We start from the raw sequence: 16572 nt of genomic DNA on the forward strand, positions 1-16572 counted from the left end.
TGGATGGGTCCCAACTGTGGGATCGCGTTCACTTGTAGGACCGGCTTTAGCCGGGAAGGCGTCGGTGGTCACGCCGCAGATTTGATGGTGAGCAACAGGGCCTCTTCCCGGCTGAAGCCGGTCCTACGAACATCGCGTGCATCCAACGGGACTGGATGGGTCCCAACTGTGGGATCGCGTTCACTTGTAGGACCGGCTTTAGCCGGGAAGGCGTCGGTGGTCACGCCGCAGATTTGATGGTGAGCAAATGGGCCTCTGCCCTGCTGAAGCCGGTCCTACGAACATCGCGTGCATCCAAAGGGACTGACTGGGTCCCAACTGGTGGGGCCGGTCTTAGCCGGGAATGTTTTTACTGCGGCGTTGGTTCGTTGAGCTGTTCGAGCATCCATTCCACAAACACGCGAATTTTCGGCACTTCGGCCGCGTGCTCCGGGTAGGCGAGGTAATAGGCGTCCTGACTCGGCAATGCGTGGGGCCAGGGGATGATCAGTTTGCCGTCCGCCAGCTCTTCTTCCACCAGAAACCGGGGCAACAGCGCGACGCCGCAACCCACTTGCGCCGCACGAATACACATATAGATCGTCTCGAAGCGGGGGCCGTGATAGCTGTGTTCGGTCTGGTAGCCCTGACTTTCGAACCAGTCATGCCAGGCCTGGGGACGATGCGCGTTTTGCAGCAGGACCAGATCGGTCAGTTGCGTAGGGTCGGTGAAGGGCTCTTTTGGCACGCTGCCGGGTGCGCATACCGGCACTAGCTCTTCACTGAACAGCTTCACACTTTCGGCACCGGGCCGGGCGCCACCGCCGAAATAGAACGACAGGTCGCAACGGCTCTGGGCCAGGTCATCGCTTTCCTGTTCGTTGACCAAATCCAGATGAATATGCGGATGGCGCAACCGCCAGCCTTTGAGTCGCGGTACCAGCCAGCGGGCGCCGAAGGTCGAAGGCGTCGACACGCGCAGGACTTCGGTTTCGCCGCCGTAGGAACGCAGGAAGTGCGTCGACATTTCCATCTGCGTGAGCACTTTGCGCACCTCGCCCAAGTACAGCGCGCCCGCTGGCGTCAGTTGCAGGCGCCGACGAACCCTGCGGAACAACAGGTGCTGCACCAATTCTTCCAGCTGGGCGACCTGCTTGCTGACGGCGCTCTGGGTGAGGTTCAGTTCCTCGGCCGCGCGGGTGAAACTCAGGTGACGGGTCACCGCTTCAAAACATTGCAGCGCGGTGACCGACGGGAGATGGCGTTTGCTCAGCATAATCGGCTCGTTCAGCATCAGCATGAAAAAACGGAATGATATCTCGCTTAATCGTCGTTTGTTGCAGTGTCGCAGGCCAGCTATTACTAGAGGCTGACGAAATAACCAGTATTTGGCATTCCGCTTTCGCGCTTACGATCAGTTTCAGGAGAAACCATGCTCAACGACCTGCTTACCCGACTCGGTGTCGATGCCGCGCTTTATCAACAGGGCGACAAGCCTGTTCACACGCCGATCGATGGCAGCCAGGTTGCGTCGGTGGATTGGGAAAGCGCCGCCGAAGTCGAGCAGCGCATTACTCGCGCCGACCACGCATTCGAGGCATGGCGTAAAGTGCCTGCGCCCCGTCGCGGCGAGCTGATCCGCCTGTTTGGCGAAGCCCTGCGCAAGCACAAGGCCGATCTCGGTGAGCTGGTGTCGTGGGAAGCCGGCAAGATCACTCAGGAAGGGCTGGGTGAAGTGCAGGAAATGATCGACATCTGCGACTTCGCCGTCGGCCTGTCGCGGCAGATGTATGGCCTGACCATCGCGTCCGAGCGCCCGGGCCACCACATGCGTGAAACCTGGCATCCGCTGGGCGTCGTCGGCGTCATCAGCGCGTTCAACTTCCCGGTCGCGGTCTGGTCGTGGAACACCGCGTTGGCGCTGGTCTGCGGTAACTCGGTGATCTGGAAACCGTCGGAAAAGACCCCGCTGACGGCGCTGGCCTGCCAGGCATTGTTCGATAAAGTCTCCGCTGAATTTTCCGACGCGCCTCAGTACCTCACCCAATGCATCGTCGGCGGCCGCGAAGCCGGCGAGGCGTTGGTCGAGGACGCCCGCGTCGCGTTGATCAGCGCCACGGGCAGTACGCGCATGGGTCGCGAAGTGGCGCCAAAACTCGCTGCACGCTTCGCCCGCAGCATTCTGGAGCTGGGCGGCAACAACGCGATGATTCTGACCCCAAGTGCCGATCTGGATTTGGCCGTGCGCGCGGTGCTGTTTAGTGCCGTCGGCACGGCCGGTCAGCGTTGCACCACCCTGCGCCGTTTGATCGCGCATTCGTCGGTGAAGGCCGAGTTCGTCGAGCGCCTGAAAGCGGCCTACGCCAAAGTGCGCATCGGGCATCCGCTGGAAGGCAATCTGGTCGGTCCGCTGATCGACAAGCAAAGCTACGAAAACATGCAGGAAGCGCTGGAGCAGGCGCTGAGCGAAGGCGGCAAGGTGTTTGGTGGCAAGCGCCAGCTGCAGGAGAAATTCCCGAACGCTTATTACGTTTCGCCGGCCATCGTCGAGATGCCGGAGCAGAGCGATGTGGTGCGCAGCGAAACCTTCGCGCCGATTCTGTACGTGGTGGGCTACGAGGAATTCAGCGAGGCGGTGCGCCTGAATAACGATGTGCCCCAGGGTTTGTCGTCCTGCATCTTTACCACCGACGTGCGCGAGGCCGAGCAGTTCATTTCGGCGTTGGGCAGCGATTGCGGCATTGCCAACGTCAATATTGGCCCGAGTGGTGCAGAGATTGGTGGTGCGTTCGGTGGCGAGAAAGAAACCGGCGGTGGCCGCGAATCCGGCTCGGACTCGTGGAAAGGCTACATGCGTCGCCAGACTGCCACCGTGAACTACTCTCGCGAACTGCCGCTGGCGCAAGGGATTACGTTTGATTGATGCCATCTGGTCGAGCGCGTTCTGACAGATGATCGTGCCCACGCTCTGCGTGGGTACGCATCCCAGGCGCTCTGCGCCCGGTTTCTGTGACGCGGAGCGTCATCGGCTGCATTACCACGCGGAGCGTGGGAACGATCAGGTCTGGCTGTCTCTTTCCGAGGTTTTGCGATGCCGTTACGCGAAGAATGTCTGTGGGAAACGCTGACGCCGCAAAGGCCGGAAGCGCCTGCGTTGAGCGGGGAAGTGACGGTCGATGTGTGCGTCATCGGCGCAGGCATCACGGGTTTGTCGGCGGCCATTCATCTGCTTGAACAGGGCAAGACGGTCGCGGTTGTTGAAGCCCATCGCACCGGGCAGGGCGGGTCGGGACGGAACGTAGGACTGGTCAACGCGGGCCTGTGGATTCCGCCTGACGAAATCGAAGTCGGCTTCGGCGAAAAAGTCGGCAGCCAGCTCAACACCATGCTCGGAAATGCGCCGTCACTGGTGTTCAGCCTGATCGAAAAATACGCCATCGACTGCCAGGCGACGCGTAAAGGCACACTGCACATGGCCCACAACGCCAAGGGCGAGCAGGACCTGCGCAGCCGTGAAGAACAATGGAAACGTCGCGGCGCGCCTGTGGAATTGCTCACCGGCAAAGCCTGCCAGGAAGCGACCGGCACCACCGAGATTACCTCCGCTTTACTCGATCACCGCGCGGGCACCATCAACCCGATGGCCTACACCAGCGGGCTGGCGGCGGCCGTCACGCAATTGGGTGGCCAGCGTTTCGATCACTCGCCGGTCAAACGCCTTGAGCGACAAGGTGCGCGCTGGTGCGTGGTCACCGAAAACGGCGCGGTGCTTGCCGAGCAAGTCGTCATCGCCTCCAACGCCTACACCGAGGGCGAGTGGACCGAGCTTCGGCGTAACTTCTTCCCCGGCTACTACTATCAAGTGGCCTCGGCGCCCCTGGCCGAAGACGCTGCCCGGCAGATTTTGCCGGGCGGGCAGGGCTCCTGGGACACGCGGCAAGTGCTCAGCAGCATTCGTCGCGATGCCGATGGCCGTCTGTTGCTGGGCAGTCTGGGCAATGGCAATCAGAAGCCCGGCTGGTTTCTCAAGGCGTGGGCCGATCGGGTGCAGCAGCATTATTTCCCGTACCTCAAACCGGTTGAGTGGGAATGCACGTGGACCGGCTGCATCGCGTTCACGCCCGATCACCTCCTGCGTATGTTCGAGCCTGCACCAGGACTGGTCGCTGTCACCGGTTACAACGGCCGGGGCAATACCACAGGGACAGTCGTCGGCAAAGCTTTCGCCGATTATCTGTGCAGCGGCAACGCCAGTGTCCTACCCATCCCCTTTGCGCGAATGCAGCCGCTAGCGGCCGTCGGACTGCGCAGCTCTTTGTACGAGGCTGGCTTCTCGCTATACCATGCGGGCCAATGCCTCAGAATCGTGATCTGAGAAGAATTCTCTCTCCAAAACAACGCTTTCTCCTACATCCACTACCCTCAAATGGTGCGGCCCGTAGCGGAACCGCACCGACGGTGTGCAGTTCGGTGACGCGTGTTGTTACAACAGGGTTGTACAGGTGCGGATGAAGCGGTTGCGCGCCCGTGTCGCCAGGGTTGCTCTTTTAAAGTCGTGAGGTTGCACCTTGCGCGGTTTAGACGGTTGCACGCCTTATGAAAAAGGGCAGAAATCAGTCGGATAGCAACAAAACGACCAGTTTCTCAAGAATAAAAAACCGATGGCACGCCACTTGCTCGCAGCAGCTCTGTGGTCGCAGTGCTAATTAAAAAACCCAGGAGCACCAACTCATGTCGCAGACGTTCTACAGAAAAGGCTTTCTCGCACTCGCAGTGGCTACTGCCATGGGTGCGGCTTCATTTGCGCAGGCAGCCGACATCAAGATCGGCGTTGCAGGTCCGATGACGGGCGCCAACGCCTCGTTTGGCGAGCAATACATGAAGGGCGCTCAAGCAGCTGCCGATGCCATCAACGCTGCGGGCGGCGTCAACGGCGATAAGATCGTCCTGACCGCCTACGACGATGCGTGCGAACCGAAACAGGCCGTTGCCGTTGCCAACAAGGCCGCGTCCGACAAAGTTGCCGGCGTTGTCGGTCACTTCTGCTCCTCCTCGACCATTCCTGCGTCGGAAGTCTATGACGAAGCCGGCATCATCGCGATCACCCCTGGCTCCACCAACCCGACCGTGACCGAGCGCGGCCTGAGCGCCATGTTCCGTATGTGCGGCCGTGACGATCAGCAAGGCATCGTGGCCGGCGACTACATCGTCGACGTGCTCAAGGGCAAGAAAATTGCCGTCATCAACGACAAAGACACCTACGGCAAAGGCCTGGCAGACGCCACCGCCAAGCAGCTGACCGCCCGCGGCGTGAAGCCGGTGCTGGAAGAAGGTCTGACCCGTGGCGAGAAAGACTTCAGCGCCCTGGTCACCAAGATCCGTTCGGTTGGCGCTGACGTCGTTTACTTCGGCGGCCTGCACCCGGAAGCCGGTCCACTGGTTCGTCAACTGCGTGAGCAAGGCCTGAAAGACGTCAAGTTCATGTCTGACGACGGCGTTGTCACTGACGAACTGGTGACCACCGCTGGCGGCGCGCAATACGTCGATGGCGTGTACATGACCTTCGGCGCCGACCCGCGCATGCTGCCAGACAGCAAGGCCGTGGTTGAGCAGTTCCGCAAATCCGGCTACGAGCCAGAAGGCTACACCCTCTACGCTTACGCTTCGGTTCAGGCCCTGGCCGCTGGCTTCAATGGCGCCAAGTCGAACAAAGGCGAAGACGCTGCCAAGTTCCTCAAGGCTCACCCGGTCAAAACCGTCATGGGCGAGAAAGCCTGGGACACCAAGGGCGACCTGAAAGTCTCCGACTACGTGGTGTACCAGTGGGACAAGGACGGCAAATACCACCAGCTCGAAAAGCAGAAGTGAGTTAAGCGCTTAGTCGGATCGGCTGTTTCCCGGGGGTGAGCCGGGAAACAGCCTGATCCGGTAATCGGCGCTGTCTGACGGCGGCGCCGGATTTCTTCTGTTGCCACTGTGTGCGCCGCTCTATTCCTCACGAGGGAATGGTCGCGCGCGCCAGGTTGGCCTTTCAAGTTCGTGAGCGTGCGTGATGGACGGTATTTTCCTGCAGCAAATGGTCAACGGCCTGACACTGGGCTCGGTCTATGGCCTGATCGCCATCGGTTACACGATGGTCTACGGCATCATCGGCATGATCAACTTCGCCCACGGCGACGTTTACATGATCTCCGCCTACCTCGCAGCCATCGGTCTCGCCGTGCTGTCGTTCTTCGGCGTTGAGTCATTCCCCTTTCTGATTCTCGGCACACTGATCTTCACCATTGTGGTGACCGGTGTGTACGGTTTCGTCATCGAGCGAGTGGCGTACAAACCGCTGCGTAACTCGACCCGTCTGGCGCCGCTGATCAGTGCGATTGGCATCTCCCTGATTCTGCAGAACTACGCGCAGATCGCTCAGGGCCCACGCCAGCAAGGCGTACCGACCCTGCTCGAAGGCGCCATGCGCTTCGATGTCGGCAGCGGTTTCGTACAGATCACTTACACCAAGATCTTCATCCTGATCGCCGCTTTCGTCGGCATGGGCGTACTGACCTACATCATCAAGTACACCAAGCTGGGCCGGATGTGCCGCGCCACGCAACAGGATCGCAAGATGGCCTCGATTCTGGGCATCAACACCGACCGGGTGATTTCCTACGTATTCGTCATTGGTGCGGCCATGGCGGCATTGGCTGGCGTGCTGATTACCATGAACTACGGCACCTTCGACTTCTTCGCCGGCTTCGTCATCGGCATCAAGGCGTTTACCGCAGCGGTACTCGGCGGCATTGGTTCGTTGCCGGGGGCCATGCTTGGCGGCCTGATCCTGGGGGTTGCCGAGTCGCAATTCTCCGGTCTAATCAACTCCGACTACAAAGATGTGTTCAGTTTCGGCCTGCTGGTAGTGATTCTGATCTTCCGTCCCCAAGGCCTGCTGGGTCGCCCACTCGTGGCGAAGGTATAACCATGTCTGCACCTACTAAACCCATTGATATCAAACAAAGCCTGATCGACGCGGTGATCGCCGGCTTGCTGGCGCTGATCGTGTTCGGTCCGATCGTCGGCATCGTACTGGACGGCTACGGCTTCAACCTGCAACCAGGACGCGTGGCCGTGCTCGTTGGCGTGGTCGTCGTCGGTCGTTTCTTCATGAGCCTGTTCCTGCAGACGCCGAAGGGCGTGGCCATCGCGCAGAGCTTTGAAAGTTCGGGCTCCGGCGTGCACGTGCTGCCGCCGGGCTACAAGACGCGGCTGCGCTTCATCATTCCGCTGATGATCCTGATCGCGGTGATCTTCCCGATCTTCGCCGACAAGTACGTGCTGACCGTGGTCATTCTCGGTCTGATCTACGTGCTGCTGGGCCTGGGCCTTAATATCGTGGTGGGCCTCGCCGGTCTGCTCGACCTGGGTTATGTGGCCTTCTATGCAATCGGCGCATACGGCCTGGCGCTCGGCTATCAGTATCTGGGCCTGGGGTTCTGGTCGGCGCTGCCGCTGGCAGCGATTGCGGCGGCGCTTGCCGGGTGCATCCTCGGCTTTCCAGTGCTGCGCATGCATGGGGATTACCTGGCGATCGTGACCCTGGGCTTCGGCGAGATCATTCGTCTGGTGCTCAACAACTGGCTGTCGTTCACCGGCGGACCGAACGGCGTGCCGGTGCCTGCGCCGACCTTCTTCGGTCTGGAGTTCGGGCGTCGCGCCAAAGACGGCGGCATCCCGATCCACGAGTATTTCGGCTTCGAATACAACCCGGACCTGAAATTCATCTTCATCTACACCGTGCTGTTCCTGGTCGTGCTGGCTGTGCTGTACGTCAAGCACCGCCTGACGCGCATGCCGGTCGGCCGCGCGTGGGAAGCCCTGCGTGAAGACGAAATCGCCTGCCGCTCCATGGGCCTGAATCACGTGCTGGTCAAGCTGTCGGCCTTCACCATCGGCGCGTCGACGGCCGGTCTGGCGGGCGTGTTCTTCGCCAGCTATCAAGGCTTCGTCAACCCGACCTCGTTCACCTTCTTCGAGTCGGCGTTGATTCTCGCCATCGTCGTGCTCGGCGGCATGGGCTCGACAGTCGGCGTGGTCATCGCGGCATTCGTGCTGACCGTCGCACCGGAACTCTTGCGCAGCTTCGCGGAATACCGCGTCTTGCTGTTCGGCATCCTCATGGTGCTGATGATGATCTGGCGTCCCCGTGGCCTGATCCGCATCAGCCGTACCGGCGTGCAGCCACGCAAAGGCGTGCTGGCCAAAGTGGAGGGCGCGTAATGAGCGAAGAAATCGTTCTGTCCGTCGAAAACCTGATGATGCACTTCGGCGGCATCAAGGCCCTCAGCGACGTCAGCCTGCAAGTGCGGCGCAACTCGATCTTCGCCCTGATCGGCCCGAACGGCGCCGGCAAGACCACCGTGTTCAACTGCCTGACCGGCTTCTACAAAGCCACCGGCGGGCGTATCGAGCTCCATGCGCGAGGCAAGAAAACCAACGTCATTCAGTTGCTCGGAGAGCAATTTCGCGCCGCGGACTTCGCGTCGCCGAAGCGCTTCGGCAGCCGGCTGTACTACAAGATGTTTGGCGGCACGCACCTGGTAAACCGTGCAGGGCTGGCGCGTACCTTCCAGAACATTCGCCTGTTCAAGGAAATGTCCGTCGTCGAGAACCTGCTGGTCGCACAGCACATGTGGGTCAACCGCAACATGCTGGCCGGCATCCTCAACACCAAGGCCTATCGCAAGGCCGAAGAGGACGCGATGAACACGGCGTTCTACTGGCTCGAAGTGGTGGATCTGGTGGACTGCGCCAACCGTCTGGCCGGTGAGCTTTCCTACGGCCAGCAACGTCGTCTTGAGATTGCCCGCGCCATGTGCACGCGCCCTCAGGTGATCTGCCTGGATGAACCCGCCGCTGGCCTGAACCCTCAGGAAACCGAGGCGCTGAGCGGCATGATTCGCCACCTGCGCGACGATCACGACATGACCATCGTCCTGATCGAGCACGATATGGGCATGGTCATGGGCATCTCCGACGACATCGTCGTGCTCGACCATGGCAACGTGATCGCCAAGGGCAAACCGGAGCAGATTCGCAACGATCCGAAAGTGATCGCGGCGTATCTGGGCGCTGATGAAGAGGAGTTGGTATGAGCAAGCCGATCCTCGAACTGAAAGAGATCGATGTGTATTACGGGCCGATCCAGGCTCTCAAGAAAGTCTCGATGCACATTGATGAGGGCGAGACGGTCAGCCTGATCGGCTCCAACGGCGCGGGCAAGTCCACGCTGCTGATGTCGATCTTCGGCCAGCCGCGCGCGGCCAGTGGCCAGATCATCTATCAGGGCACTGACATCACCCACAAGTCGTCGCACTACATTGCGTCCAACGGTATCGCGCAGTCGCCGGAAGGCCGCCGCGTGTTCCCGGACATGTCAGTGGAAGAAAACCTGATGATGGGCACCATCCCCATTGGCGACAAACATGCCAGCGAAGACATGCAGCGCATGTTCGAGATGTTCCCGCGCCTTAAGGAGCGTCGCAATCAGCGGGCGATGACCATGTCCGGCGGCGAGCAGCAAATGCTCGCCATCGCTCGCGCGCTGATGAGCCGTCCCAAGTTGCTGCTGCTGGACGAGCCGAGCCTGGGTCTGGCGCCGATCATCGTCAAACAGATCTTCGCGACACTGCGTGAATTGGCGCAGACCGGCATGACGATCTTCCTGGTCGAGCAGAATGCCAACCATGCGCTGAAGCTGTCGGACCGTGCTTACGTGATGGTCAACGGCGAGATTCGGCTGACGGGCACGGGTAAGGAATTGCTCACCAATGAGGAGGTCAGGAACGCCTATCTTGGCGGGCACTGATTCCTGATCACTGCTGTAAAAACAAGCCCCGGGTGGATAACTTCCGGGGCTTTTTTATGGCATACCCGAATTGTGGAAAACAATTTTGAAGAGCAGTGAAAACGCGACATATAGCCGCTGCAAATCGCTGTTTTGTCACGCTTTTGACTTGTTCAGTTTTACTGTGGAAGTGACTGTGAATAAGTTGGGAGCAGCTAGCTGGAGGCCTTTATTTACGGGGCTTACAGCCTGTTGATCAATATTTGACCAGTTATTTCGGCCGGTATTTTAATGGGGTTTGTCAACGTTCTTGTGGCTGTTTTTTTATACAGTCTTTATTCGGCGCCTGCCTGTGGATAAGTCTGTGCGCAACCGTTGGAAAGACCGCCGCAGGTAGCGCAATCTGTGGCCTCGCCCGCGTATTCCTGTCCATGCGCCCAAGTCCTGGGCGAAGTCGACGGCGGATGGCCCATGGCCGGTCAAGTAAAAACATCGTTCAAGTTGCCCACACGTCCCGTATGCCGGGACTCTTGGCGTTTTGAGTTGCCCCCAGAAAAAGGTTGCCTGACTGTGGATAAGGTGGGCAAAAGTGTCTGTAGGCCAGACGGTATAAGGCTTTGGAGCAGTTGGTTGTTTTTTATACAGAAAAGCAGTTGTATGACGATGTTGCTGATGGTGCTTGATCCCGGCCTGTCTGCGCGGGCATTCTCCAGAACCTTCCTACACGCAACGCTGCTTGCGTGACATTCCCGCTTGGCTTGATAAGCCCGCATCGTTAGTCAGGAGAAAGAAATGACCTCTACCGTATTCATTACCGGGGCCACTTCCGGGTTTGGCGAAGCCTGCGCCCGTCGTTTTGCAGAGGCGGGCTGGTCGCTGGTGCTGACCGGTCGCCGTGAAGACCGCTTGCAGGCGCTGAGCGCCGAATTGTCGAAGCAGACCAAGGTGCACACGCTGACACTGGACGTGCGCGATCGCGCGGGCGTGGAGCGCGCTGTGGAAAGCCTGCCGGCAGAGTTCGCGAAGATCCGCGGCCTGATCAACAACGCGGGTCTGGCGCTGGGGATCGATCCTGCACCCAAGTGCGATCTGGATGACTGGGACACCATGATCGACACCAACATCAAAGGGCTGGTGTACACGACGCGCACGCTGCTTTCGCGTCTGATCGCTTACGGCCGCGGTGCCAGCATCGTCAACCTCGGCTCGGTCGCGGGGAATTATCCGTACCCGGGCGGTAACGTTTACGGCGGCACCAAAGCATTCGTCGGACAGTTCTCGCTGAACCTGCGCAATGACCTGGTCGGCACCGGCGTGCGCGTGACCAACCTTGAACCGGGGTTGTGCGAGAGCGAGTTCTCGCTGGTGCGTTTCGGTGGCGATCAGGCCAAGTACGATGCGACCTATGCAGGTGCAGAACCTATCCAGCCTCAGGACATTGCCGACACCATTTTCTGGATCATGAACACGCCGGCCCACGTCAACGTCAACAGCCTGGAACTGATGCCCGTGAGCCAGACCTGGGCCGGGTTCGCGATTGATCGCAGTCGTGGTGAGAAGTAAATAGTTTCACTGGTGTTGATCGTTCCCACGCTCCGCGTGGGGACGGTCATTGCCGGGCTGAGTAAGGCGCAGAATCAGGTGCCGAACGCGATCAAATTGTGGGAGTGAGCTTGCTCACGAAGACGGCATTTCAACCGCTGAATCTTTAGCGGATGTACCTGCCCATTCGCGAGCAAGCTCGCTCCCACAGTTCGTTTATCTGCGGGAAGATCGGAGTGGCCACATTTTGGCGGCTGCCAGTGAGTAGACATTCCAGGCAAATCAGATCAGCCGCTGAAATACTCGGCCAGCCCGATGTAGCAGGTCGCCAAGTGGTACGGCGTCGTCGACGGCATGTCGCTGCGGCTGATCTGCCCCTGGCTGTTGAGGCACTCGTTCCAGCCGGTGGAGTGCAGGAATTGTGCTTGCAGCGCCTTCAATTGGCGCGCCAGCAGGTGCTCGCTATCAGGCCGCAAGGTCAACGCGCGCAGGTATTCGGCCTGGGCCCAGATGCGCTGCGTGCCGTCTTTCACCGAACCGTCCACTTCCAGCATCGCCGCAACCGCGCCGGTCGTTTGACCGACGCCCTGTGCCTCGGCGTGGGCGAACGCAGTCTCCAGCGAACGGTACAGCGGCGTGCCCCGCAGCCGCGCGGACGACGCCAGCAAGTAGAACCATTCAAACTGATGACCCGGCTCGGACCAGTTATCCACAGCGTCCAGCGGTTTCTCCAGCATTACCCCGTGTTCGACATCCACAAAACGTCGCTGCATGCCTTCCACCAGCGCATCCAGCGCCGCCTGCGTGTCAGCGTCATCACGTACGGCCAGCGTGCCGAGAAATGCTTCGGCCAGGTGCATCAGCGGGTTTTGCAGCGGGCCGGCGTTCAGCGAAGTCCAATCCTCGGCCAGCACGGACTCATACAGGCCATCGCCATCGGCGAAGCGTTCGGCGACCACGTTCAGCGCGGCGTTGAGCACTGATTCCACCAACGGCTCGCGGACCTTGCCCCAGTAATGCGCGCAGGCAAAAACGATGAACGCGTGGGTGTAGAGATCCTTGCGACGGTCCAGCGGCGAGCCCTGTGGATCGATGCTGTAGAACCAGCCGCCGTGCTCGGCATCGTGAAAATGCTGTTGCAGCGAACGAAACAGCGCAGCCGCGCGGGTGGCGGCGTCGGGCACGTCGGGGTGATCGATCAGGCTTGAAAACAGGAACAGCTGACGCGCACAGGCCATGGCCCGGTAGCGCTGGGGCGGCAGAGGCCGATGCTGAGCGTCGACCGCCTCGAACGGCAGCGCCATCTCGGCATTCCATCCTGGGCCCTGCCACAACGGCACGACCACACGCATGAAGTGCTGCTGCAGCTCAGTGAACAGGGCGGACAGTTCAGACTTGGCGGTGGGAAGGGAAGCGTCAGGCATTGGATGGCGTCACGGCAGTGGCAAATTGCGCGACATGGTAGCAGGAGGTGAGGCAGGCGGGGCAGCGGGGATCGATTGATCCCCGCCGAACCCGTTCGGAAACTGCCTGCCGTCCAACGCGCAACGCGATCCCTGTAGGAGTGAGCTTGCTCGCGAAGACGGCATTTCAACCGCTGGAGATTTAGCGGATATTCGGACCTCTTCGCGAGCAAGCTCGCTCCCACAATTGGCCTATCGGTAGATATAACTGCGATGTGTTTTTATCGCAGCGTCATTTACCCCGCGAACAACCAGACGCCGGTGGCGGCCGACAGTGCGCCTGCGATCCGAACAACCGGCGCCGCCGCTGTCGGCAGAAACCGCACCACGGCATAACCCGCCGCATGCAGCGCAGCGGTCGCGCCGACGAAACCGAGGGCGTAACCCCACGGGCTCGACATCTCCGGCAGTTCCAGACCGTGGGCCACGCCGTGGAACATCGCAAACAGTGCAGTCGCCGCCACGGCCACGAACAGTGGCGGACGCACCGCCAGTGCCACCGCCAGGCCCAACGCAAACACCGATGCCGCAATCCCGCTTTCCAGTGCAGGCAGTTCCAGGCCTTCAAATCCGAGCAAGCCGCCAATCAGCATGGTGCCGACGAATGTGCACGGCAGCGCCCAGCGCGCGGCGCCTTTTTGCTGTGCAGCCCACAGCCCGACAGCGATCATCGCCAGCAGGTGATCGATGCCGCCCAATGGATGGCTGATGCCGGCCACAAGACCGCTTTCATCGTGGCCGGGGTGAGCGAAGGCGATTGCCGGTACGAGGAGCAGCGCCAACGCGCCGAATACTTTTTTGCCGTTCATAAATGAATTCCTTGAGTCCTGTGGATGTACGAATCAGGCAGCAGTCAGCAGGCCCTGACGCTCGATGAACGCAATAATCTGCTCCAGGCCCTGACCGGTTTTCTGGTTGCTGAACACGAACGGCTTGTCGCCGCGCATCTTCTTCGTGTCGCGGTCCATCATCTCCAGCGATGCCCCCACCAGCGGCGCGAGGTCGATCTTGTTGATCACCAGCAGATCGGATTTGCAAATGCCGGGGCCGCCCTTGCGCGGCAGCTTGTCGCCCGCCGACACGTCGATCACATAAATGGTGAGGTCCGACAGCTCCGGACTGAACGTCGCAGACAAATTGTCGCCGCCCGACTCGACGATGATCAGGTCCAGCCCCTCGAAGCGACGATTGAGCTGGTCAACGGCTTCCAGATTGATCGAAGCGTCTTCGCGAATCGCCGTGTGCGGGCAACCGCCGGTTTCCACGCCGATGATGCGCTCTGGAGCCAGGGCTTCGTTGCGCACCAGAAAGTCGGCATCTTCACGGGTGTAGATATCGTTGGTGACCACCGCCAGGTTGTAGCGATCGCGCAGGGCCAGGCACAACGCGAGGGTCAGCGCGGTTTTGCCGGAACCGACCGGACCGCCGATGCCGACGCGTAAAGGTTGGCTGTTCATTCGTTCTCTCCGTTAAGCATGTTGTGCGGTTCGAGGTGCTGCGCCGATGGCGGCCACCTCATGATCGGAACAGGCGACTGTACTGCCGCTCATGGTTCATGCTCGCCAGCGCCAGACCAAATGGCGCGCTGCCGATGTGGTCAGGGTTCAGCGCGGTCGCGTGTTGCTGGGCGTTTTGCAGCAGCGGCAATAATTCGCTGGTCAGGCGCTGGGCGGCTTGCTGTCCCAGCGGGAGGGTCTTCATCAGCACTGCCAACTGATTTTCCAGCCAGTTCCATAGCCAGGCGGCGAGGGCGTCCTGAGGACCGATCTGCCAGGCGCGCGCAGCCAGTGCCCAACCCAGCGCCAGATGTGGCTCGCCCACACGCTGCAGGAAGTCCCGCGCGGGCTGATCCATTTCCGGCAGGCCGTTGAGCAGTTGCTGCAGCGAATAGCCCATCTGTCGGCTTTCCAGGTGCAACTCACGGGTCTCGCGGCTGGCGCGGTGTGCCTCGCTCAATTGCAGCAAGGCCACCCAGTCGTTTTGGGCAGCCGCGGTGCAGTGCGCCAGTAAAAGCGGCGCTTCGAATCGCGCGAGGTTGAGCAGCAATTGATCGCCGATCCAGCGGGCGGCGCTGGCCGAATCGTGGACAGTTGATTGCTCGACCGCCATTTCCAGGCCTTGGGAATAGCTGTAGCCGCCGATTGGCAGCTGGGGGCTCGCCAGACGCAGCAGCGCCCAGGCCGCGTTCACGTGCGGACGCCGAATTGATGAATGCGTGGCGCGTAATTGAAGTCTTCTTCCCCGGCGCGGGAGTGGTGATGGCCGCCACCGTAGGCGCCGTGCTCGGGTTGGAAGGGCGCTTCGAGGGATTCGGTGGTGGCGCCCAGTTGATCAAGCATGGCTTTGAGCACGTAGTCGTCGAGCAGTCTCAGCCAGCCATCACCCACTTGCAGCGCCACATGGCGGTTGCCCAGGTGATACGCCGCGCGAGTGAGCTCGAACGGGCTGCTGCATGTCACGTGCATCAACTGCTCAGGGCGTGCGCAGACGCGGACGATTCGGCCGTCTTCAGCCTTGAGAAAGTCGCCGTCACGCAACGGCGGCTGACCCCGATCGAGGAAAAGCCCCACGTCTTCGCCCTCGGCACTGAAACAGCGCAGTCGGCTTTTGCTGCGCGCCTCAAATATCAAATGCAGCTCTGCGGCCCATTCAGCCTGAGGTTCGGTCCGTTGATGAATCACCAGCATCAGAAAGCTTCCAGCAATGTGCGATGCAAGGTGCTAGAGCAAGTGGCTTGCCAACAGGCGCGCAGTACAGAAATTGCCAGAATACGGTGCAGTCAGGGGAGGGCTGATCACGAAGGTGCGATTTATCGGTGCGCCGGTTGTGGCGATGCACCGCCGTGGTGCGGGGATGCGCTGATCAGAGACTGAAGCAGCGCGTCGAAGCTTCGCGATTCACTCGGTACTGCCCAAGCCCTGCCAGCGCTTGGCGCCAATGAAAATGAAGCGAAGCTGCTGGGTTATTTTCGCCCGGGGAGTGAGGTGCTTGGCCAAGGCCGGGGGCGGCGGGTCGATCAGTTCCGGAAGCATGGCGAACACGCTCTTCACCACCAGGTCGGCCATGACCGAGAGGTCGTCGGTGTTCAGGTGCTGGAATTTGGGCATCGATGCCAGGTCGGTCGCGAGGTCGGCGATGATGCCTTCGCGCAGCGCGCCGAGTGCCTGGCGGACTTTGAGCGAGCCGCCGTATTGCTCGCGCGCCAGAAACAGAAACTGCGAGCGGTTGGCAGCGACCACATCCAGAAAGATGCGGATAGACGCGTCGATGATGCCGCTGTCGATGTTGTGGTTGTGGCGCACGCGGCGGATGGTTTCGCGGAAGGTTTGGCCAACTTCACTGACCAGCGCCAGGCCCAGGTGGTCCATGTCATCGAAATGCCGATAAAAACCGGTGGGCACGATGCCGGCGGTTTTCGCCACTTCGCGCAGGCTCAGACTGCCGAAACCCCGCCCGCTCTCCATCAGGCCCCGGGCTGCATCAAGCAGGGCGTGGCGGGTCTGCTGTTTCTGTTCGGCACGGGGCAGCATGGGGCGTGTATCTGATGAAGGCATGGGTCGCAACTTTAGCAAATGCGTTTGCGTGACGTCGAACCCGGTTTTGCGTCGGGCAATAAAAAGCCCGGCGATCAGGGCCGGGCTGTTCTCATGCTCATGCCGGCAGATTGAGGTCGCTCAAACCGGCTCTTCCCGGCTAAAACCGTCCCACTAATCAAGCGCCGCATTGTTTCCGTAGGACTGGCTTTAGCCGGGAAGC

15 protein-coding genes are annotated in these 16572 nt (G+C 60.6%); 8 read left to right on the forward strand and 7 right to left on the reverse strand.

Features of this window, described 5'->3' with window-relative positions; genetic code table 11:
* Nucleotides 1-349: 349 nt before the first annotated feature.
* Nucleotides 350-1255: a LysR family transcriptional regulator gene (locus tag AC0Z8Z_RS10880; RefSeq protein WP_485619106.1), complete on the reverse strand. Its 906-nt coding sequence runs from the start codon at nucleotides 1253-1255 to the stop codon at nucleotides 350-352.
* 156 nt (nucleotides 1256-1411) lie between these two features.
* Here AC0Z8Z_RS10880 and amaB point away from each other — a divergent pair, with 156 nt between their 5' ends.
* The 8 genes from amaB to AC0Z8Z_RS10920 all read left to right on the forward strand — a co-directional run bounded on the left by amaB (nucleotide 1412) and on the right by AC0Z8Z_RS10920 (nucleotide 11374).
* Nucleotides 1412-2902 (forward strand): L-piperidine-6-carboxylate dehydrogenase, encoded by a 1491-nt coding sequence (gene amaB / locus AC0Z8Z_RS10885; protein WP_485619107.1) that lies wholly within the window; start codon nucleotides 1412-1414, stop codon nucleotides 2900-2902.
* A 168-nt stretch (nucleotides 2903-3070) separates the two neighbouring features.
* Nucleotides 3071-4354, forward strand: coding sequence for an L-pipecolate oxidase (gene amaA / locus AC0Z8Z_RS10890; protein ID WP_485619108.1), 1284 nt, complete (start codon nucleotides 3071-3073; stop codon nucleotides 4352-4354).
* A gap of 356 nt (nucleotides 4355-4710) precedes the next feature.
* On the forward strand, nucleotides 4711-5847 hold the full coding sequence (locus tag AC0Z8Z_RS10895) for an ABC transporter substrate-binding protein (protein ID WP_122625637.1): 1137 nt from the start codon (nucleotides 4711-4713) through the stop codon (nucleotides 5845-5847).
* Between the two features lie 184 nt (nucleotides 5848-6031).
* Nucleotides 6032-6946: an ABC transporter permease subunit gene (locus AC0Z8Z_RS10900; protein ID WP_037015668.1), complete on the forward strand. Its 915-nt coding sequence runs from the start codon at nucleotides 6032-6034 to the stop codon at nucleotides 6944-6946.
* Nucleotides 6947-6948: 2 nt separating this feature from the next.
* On the forward strand, nucleotides 6949-8244 hold the full coding sequence (gene livM, locus AC0Z8Z_RS10905; protein ID WP_122533799.1) for a high-affinity branched-chain amino acid ABC transporter permease LivM: 1296 nt from the start codon (nucleotides 6949-6951) through the stop codon (nucleotides 8242-8244).
* A complete protein-coding gene (locus AC0Z8Z_RS10910) occupies nucleotides 8244-9119 on the forward strand; it encodes an ABC transporter ATP-binding protein (RefSeq protein WP_485619109.1) in 876 nt (291 codons plus the stop codon). Before livM ends, AC0Z8Z_RS10910 begins: the two co-directional genes overlap by 1 nt.
* Nucleotides 9116-9832, forward strand: a complete 717-nt coding sequence (locus AC0Z8Z_RS10915; protein ID WP_065987777.1) for an ABC transporter ATP-binding protein — start codon at nucleotides 9116-9118, stop codon at nucleotides 9830-9832. The genes AC0Z8Z_RS10910 and AC0Z8Z_RS10915 overlap by 4 nt, the downstream gene beginning before the upstream one ends.
* A gap of 771 nt (nucleotides 9833-10603) precedes the next feature.
* Nucleotides 10604-11374, forward strand: a complete 771-nt coding sequence (locus AC0Z8Z_RS10920; protein ID WP_065987776.1) for an SDR family oxidoreductase — start codon at nucleotides 10604-10606, stop codon at nucleotides 11372-11374.
* A 266-nt stretch (nucleotides 11375-11640) separates the two neighbouring features.
* On the opposite strand, the gene AC0Z8Z_RS10925 is transcribed toward AC0Z8Z_RS10920, so the two are convergent.
* The 6 genes from AC0Z8Z_RS10925 to AC0Z8Z_RS10950 all read right to left on the reverse strand — a co-directional run bounded on the left by AC0Z8Z_RS10925 (nucleotide 11641) and on the right by AC0Z8Z_RS10950 (nucleotide 16346).
* Nucleotides 11641-12777, reverse strand: coding sequence for an AGE family epimerase/isomerase (locus tag AC0Z8Z_RS10925; RefSeq protein ID WP_485619110.1), 1137 nt, complete (start codon nucleotides 12775-12777; stop codon nucleotides 11641-11643).
* Nucleotides 12778-13052: 275 nt separating this feature from the next.
* Nucleotides 13053-13625: a HupE/UreJ family protein gene (locus AC0Z8Z_RS10930; RefSeq protein ID WP_485619111.1), complete on the reverse strand. Its 573-nt coding sequence runs from the start codon at nucleotides 13623-13625 to the stop codon at nucleotides 13053-13055.
* Between the two features lie 33 nt (nucleotides 13626-13658).
* Nucleotides 13659-14273: an urease accessory protein UreG gene (gene ureG / locus AC0Z8Z_RS10935; protein WP_485619112.1), complete on the reverse strand. Its 615-nt coding sequence runs from the start codon at nucleotides 14271-14273 to the stop codon at nucleotides 13659-13661.
* Nucleotides 14274-14331: 58 nt separating this feature from the next.
* Nucleotides 14332-15006 carry an urease accessory protein UreF gene (locus AC0Z8Z_RS10940; protein ID WP_485619113.1) on the reverse strand — a complete coding sequence of 225 codons (675 nt, stop codon included), beginning with the start codon at nucleotides 15004-15006 and terminating at the stop codon, nucleotides 14332-14334.
* Nucleotides 15003-15503, reverse strand: coding sequence for an urease accessory protein UreE (gene ureE / locus AC0Z8Z_RS10945; RefSeq protein ID WP_485619114.1), 501 nt, complete (start codon nucleotides 15501-15503; stop codon nucleotides 15003-15005). Before ureE ends, AC0Z8Z_RS10940 begins: the two co-directional genes overlap by 4 nt.
* A gap of 210 nt (nucleotides 15504-15713) precedes the next feature.
* Nucleotides 15714-16346, reverse strand: a complete 633-nt coding sequence (locus tag AC0Z8Z_RS10950) for a TetR family transcriptional regulator (protein ID WP_122533792.1) — start codon at nucleotides 16344-16346, stop codon at nucleotides 15714-15716.
* Nucleotides 16347-16572: the final 226 nt, after the last annotated feature.

The organism is Pseudomonas sp. 1L-C-7-B-C1, assembly GCF_057291635.1.

What these genes read in the sequence shown, in the direction of transcription:
- AC0Z8Z_RS10880 (WP_485619106.1), bottom strand. Translation starts at nt 1,255, where the DNA reads ATGCTGAGCAAACGCCATCTCCCGTCGGTCACCGCGCTGCAATGTTTT.
- ureE (WP_485619114.1), bottom strand. Translation starts at nt 15,503, where the DNA reads ATGCTGGTGATTCATCAACGGACCGAACCTCAGGCTGAATGGGCCGCA.
- AC0Z8Z_RS10915 (WP_065987777.1), top strand. Translation starts at nt 9,116, where the DNA reads ATGAGCAAGCCGATCCTCGAACTGAAAGAGATCGATGTGTATTACGGG.
- ureG (WP_485619112.1), bottom strand. Translation starts at nt 14,273, where the DNA reads ATGAACAGCCAACCTTTACGCGTCGGCATCGGCGGTCCGGTCGGTTCC.
- AC0Z8Z_RS10925 (WP_485619110.1), bottom strand. Translation starts at nt 12,777, where the DNA reads ATGCCTGACGCTTCCCTTCCCACCGCCAAGTCTGAACTGTCCGCCCTG.
- AC0Z8Z_RS10895 (WP_122625637.1), top strand. Translation starts at nt 4,711, where the DNA reads ATGTCGCAGACGTTCTACAGAAAAGGCTTTCTCGCACTCGCAGTGGCT.
- AC0Z8Z_RS10900 (WP_037015668.1), top strand. Translation starts at nt 6,032, where the DNA reads ATGGACGGTATTTTCCTGCAGCAAATGGTCAACGGCCTGACACTGGGC.
- amaA (WP_485619108.1), top strand. Translation starts at nt 3,071, where the DNA reads ATGCCGTTACGCGAAGAATGTCTGTGGGAAACGCTGACGCCGCAAAGG.
- amaB (WP_485619107.1), top strand. Translation starts at nt 1,412, where the DNA reads ATGCTCAACGACCTGCTTACCCGACTCGGTGTCGATGCCGCGCTTTAT.
- AC0Z8Z_RS10930 (WP_485619111.1), bottom strand. Translation starts at nt 13,625, where the DNA reads ATGAACGGCAAAAAAGTATTCGGCGCGTTGGCGCTGCTCCTCGTACCG.
- AC0Z8Z_RS10910 (WP_485619109.1), top strand. Translation starts at nt 8,244, where the DNA reads ATGAGCGAAGAAATCGTTCTGTCCGTCGAAAACCTGATGATGCACTTC.
- AC0Z8Z_RS10920 (WP_065987776.1), top strand. Translation starts at nt 10,604, where the DNA reads ATGACCTCTACCGTATTCATTACCGGGGCCACTTCCGGGTTTGGCGAA.
- AC0Z8Z_RS10950 (WP_122533792.1), bottom strand. Translation starts at nt 16,346, where the DNA reads ATGCTGCCCCGTGCCGAACAGAAACAGCAGACCCGCCACGCCCTGCTT.
- livM (WP_122533799.1), top strand. Translation starts at nt 6,949, where the DNA reads ATGTCTGCACCTACTAAACCCATTGATATCAAACAAAGCCTGATCGAC.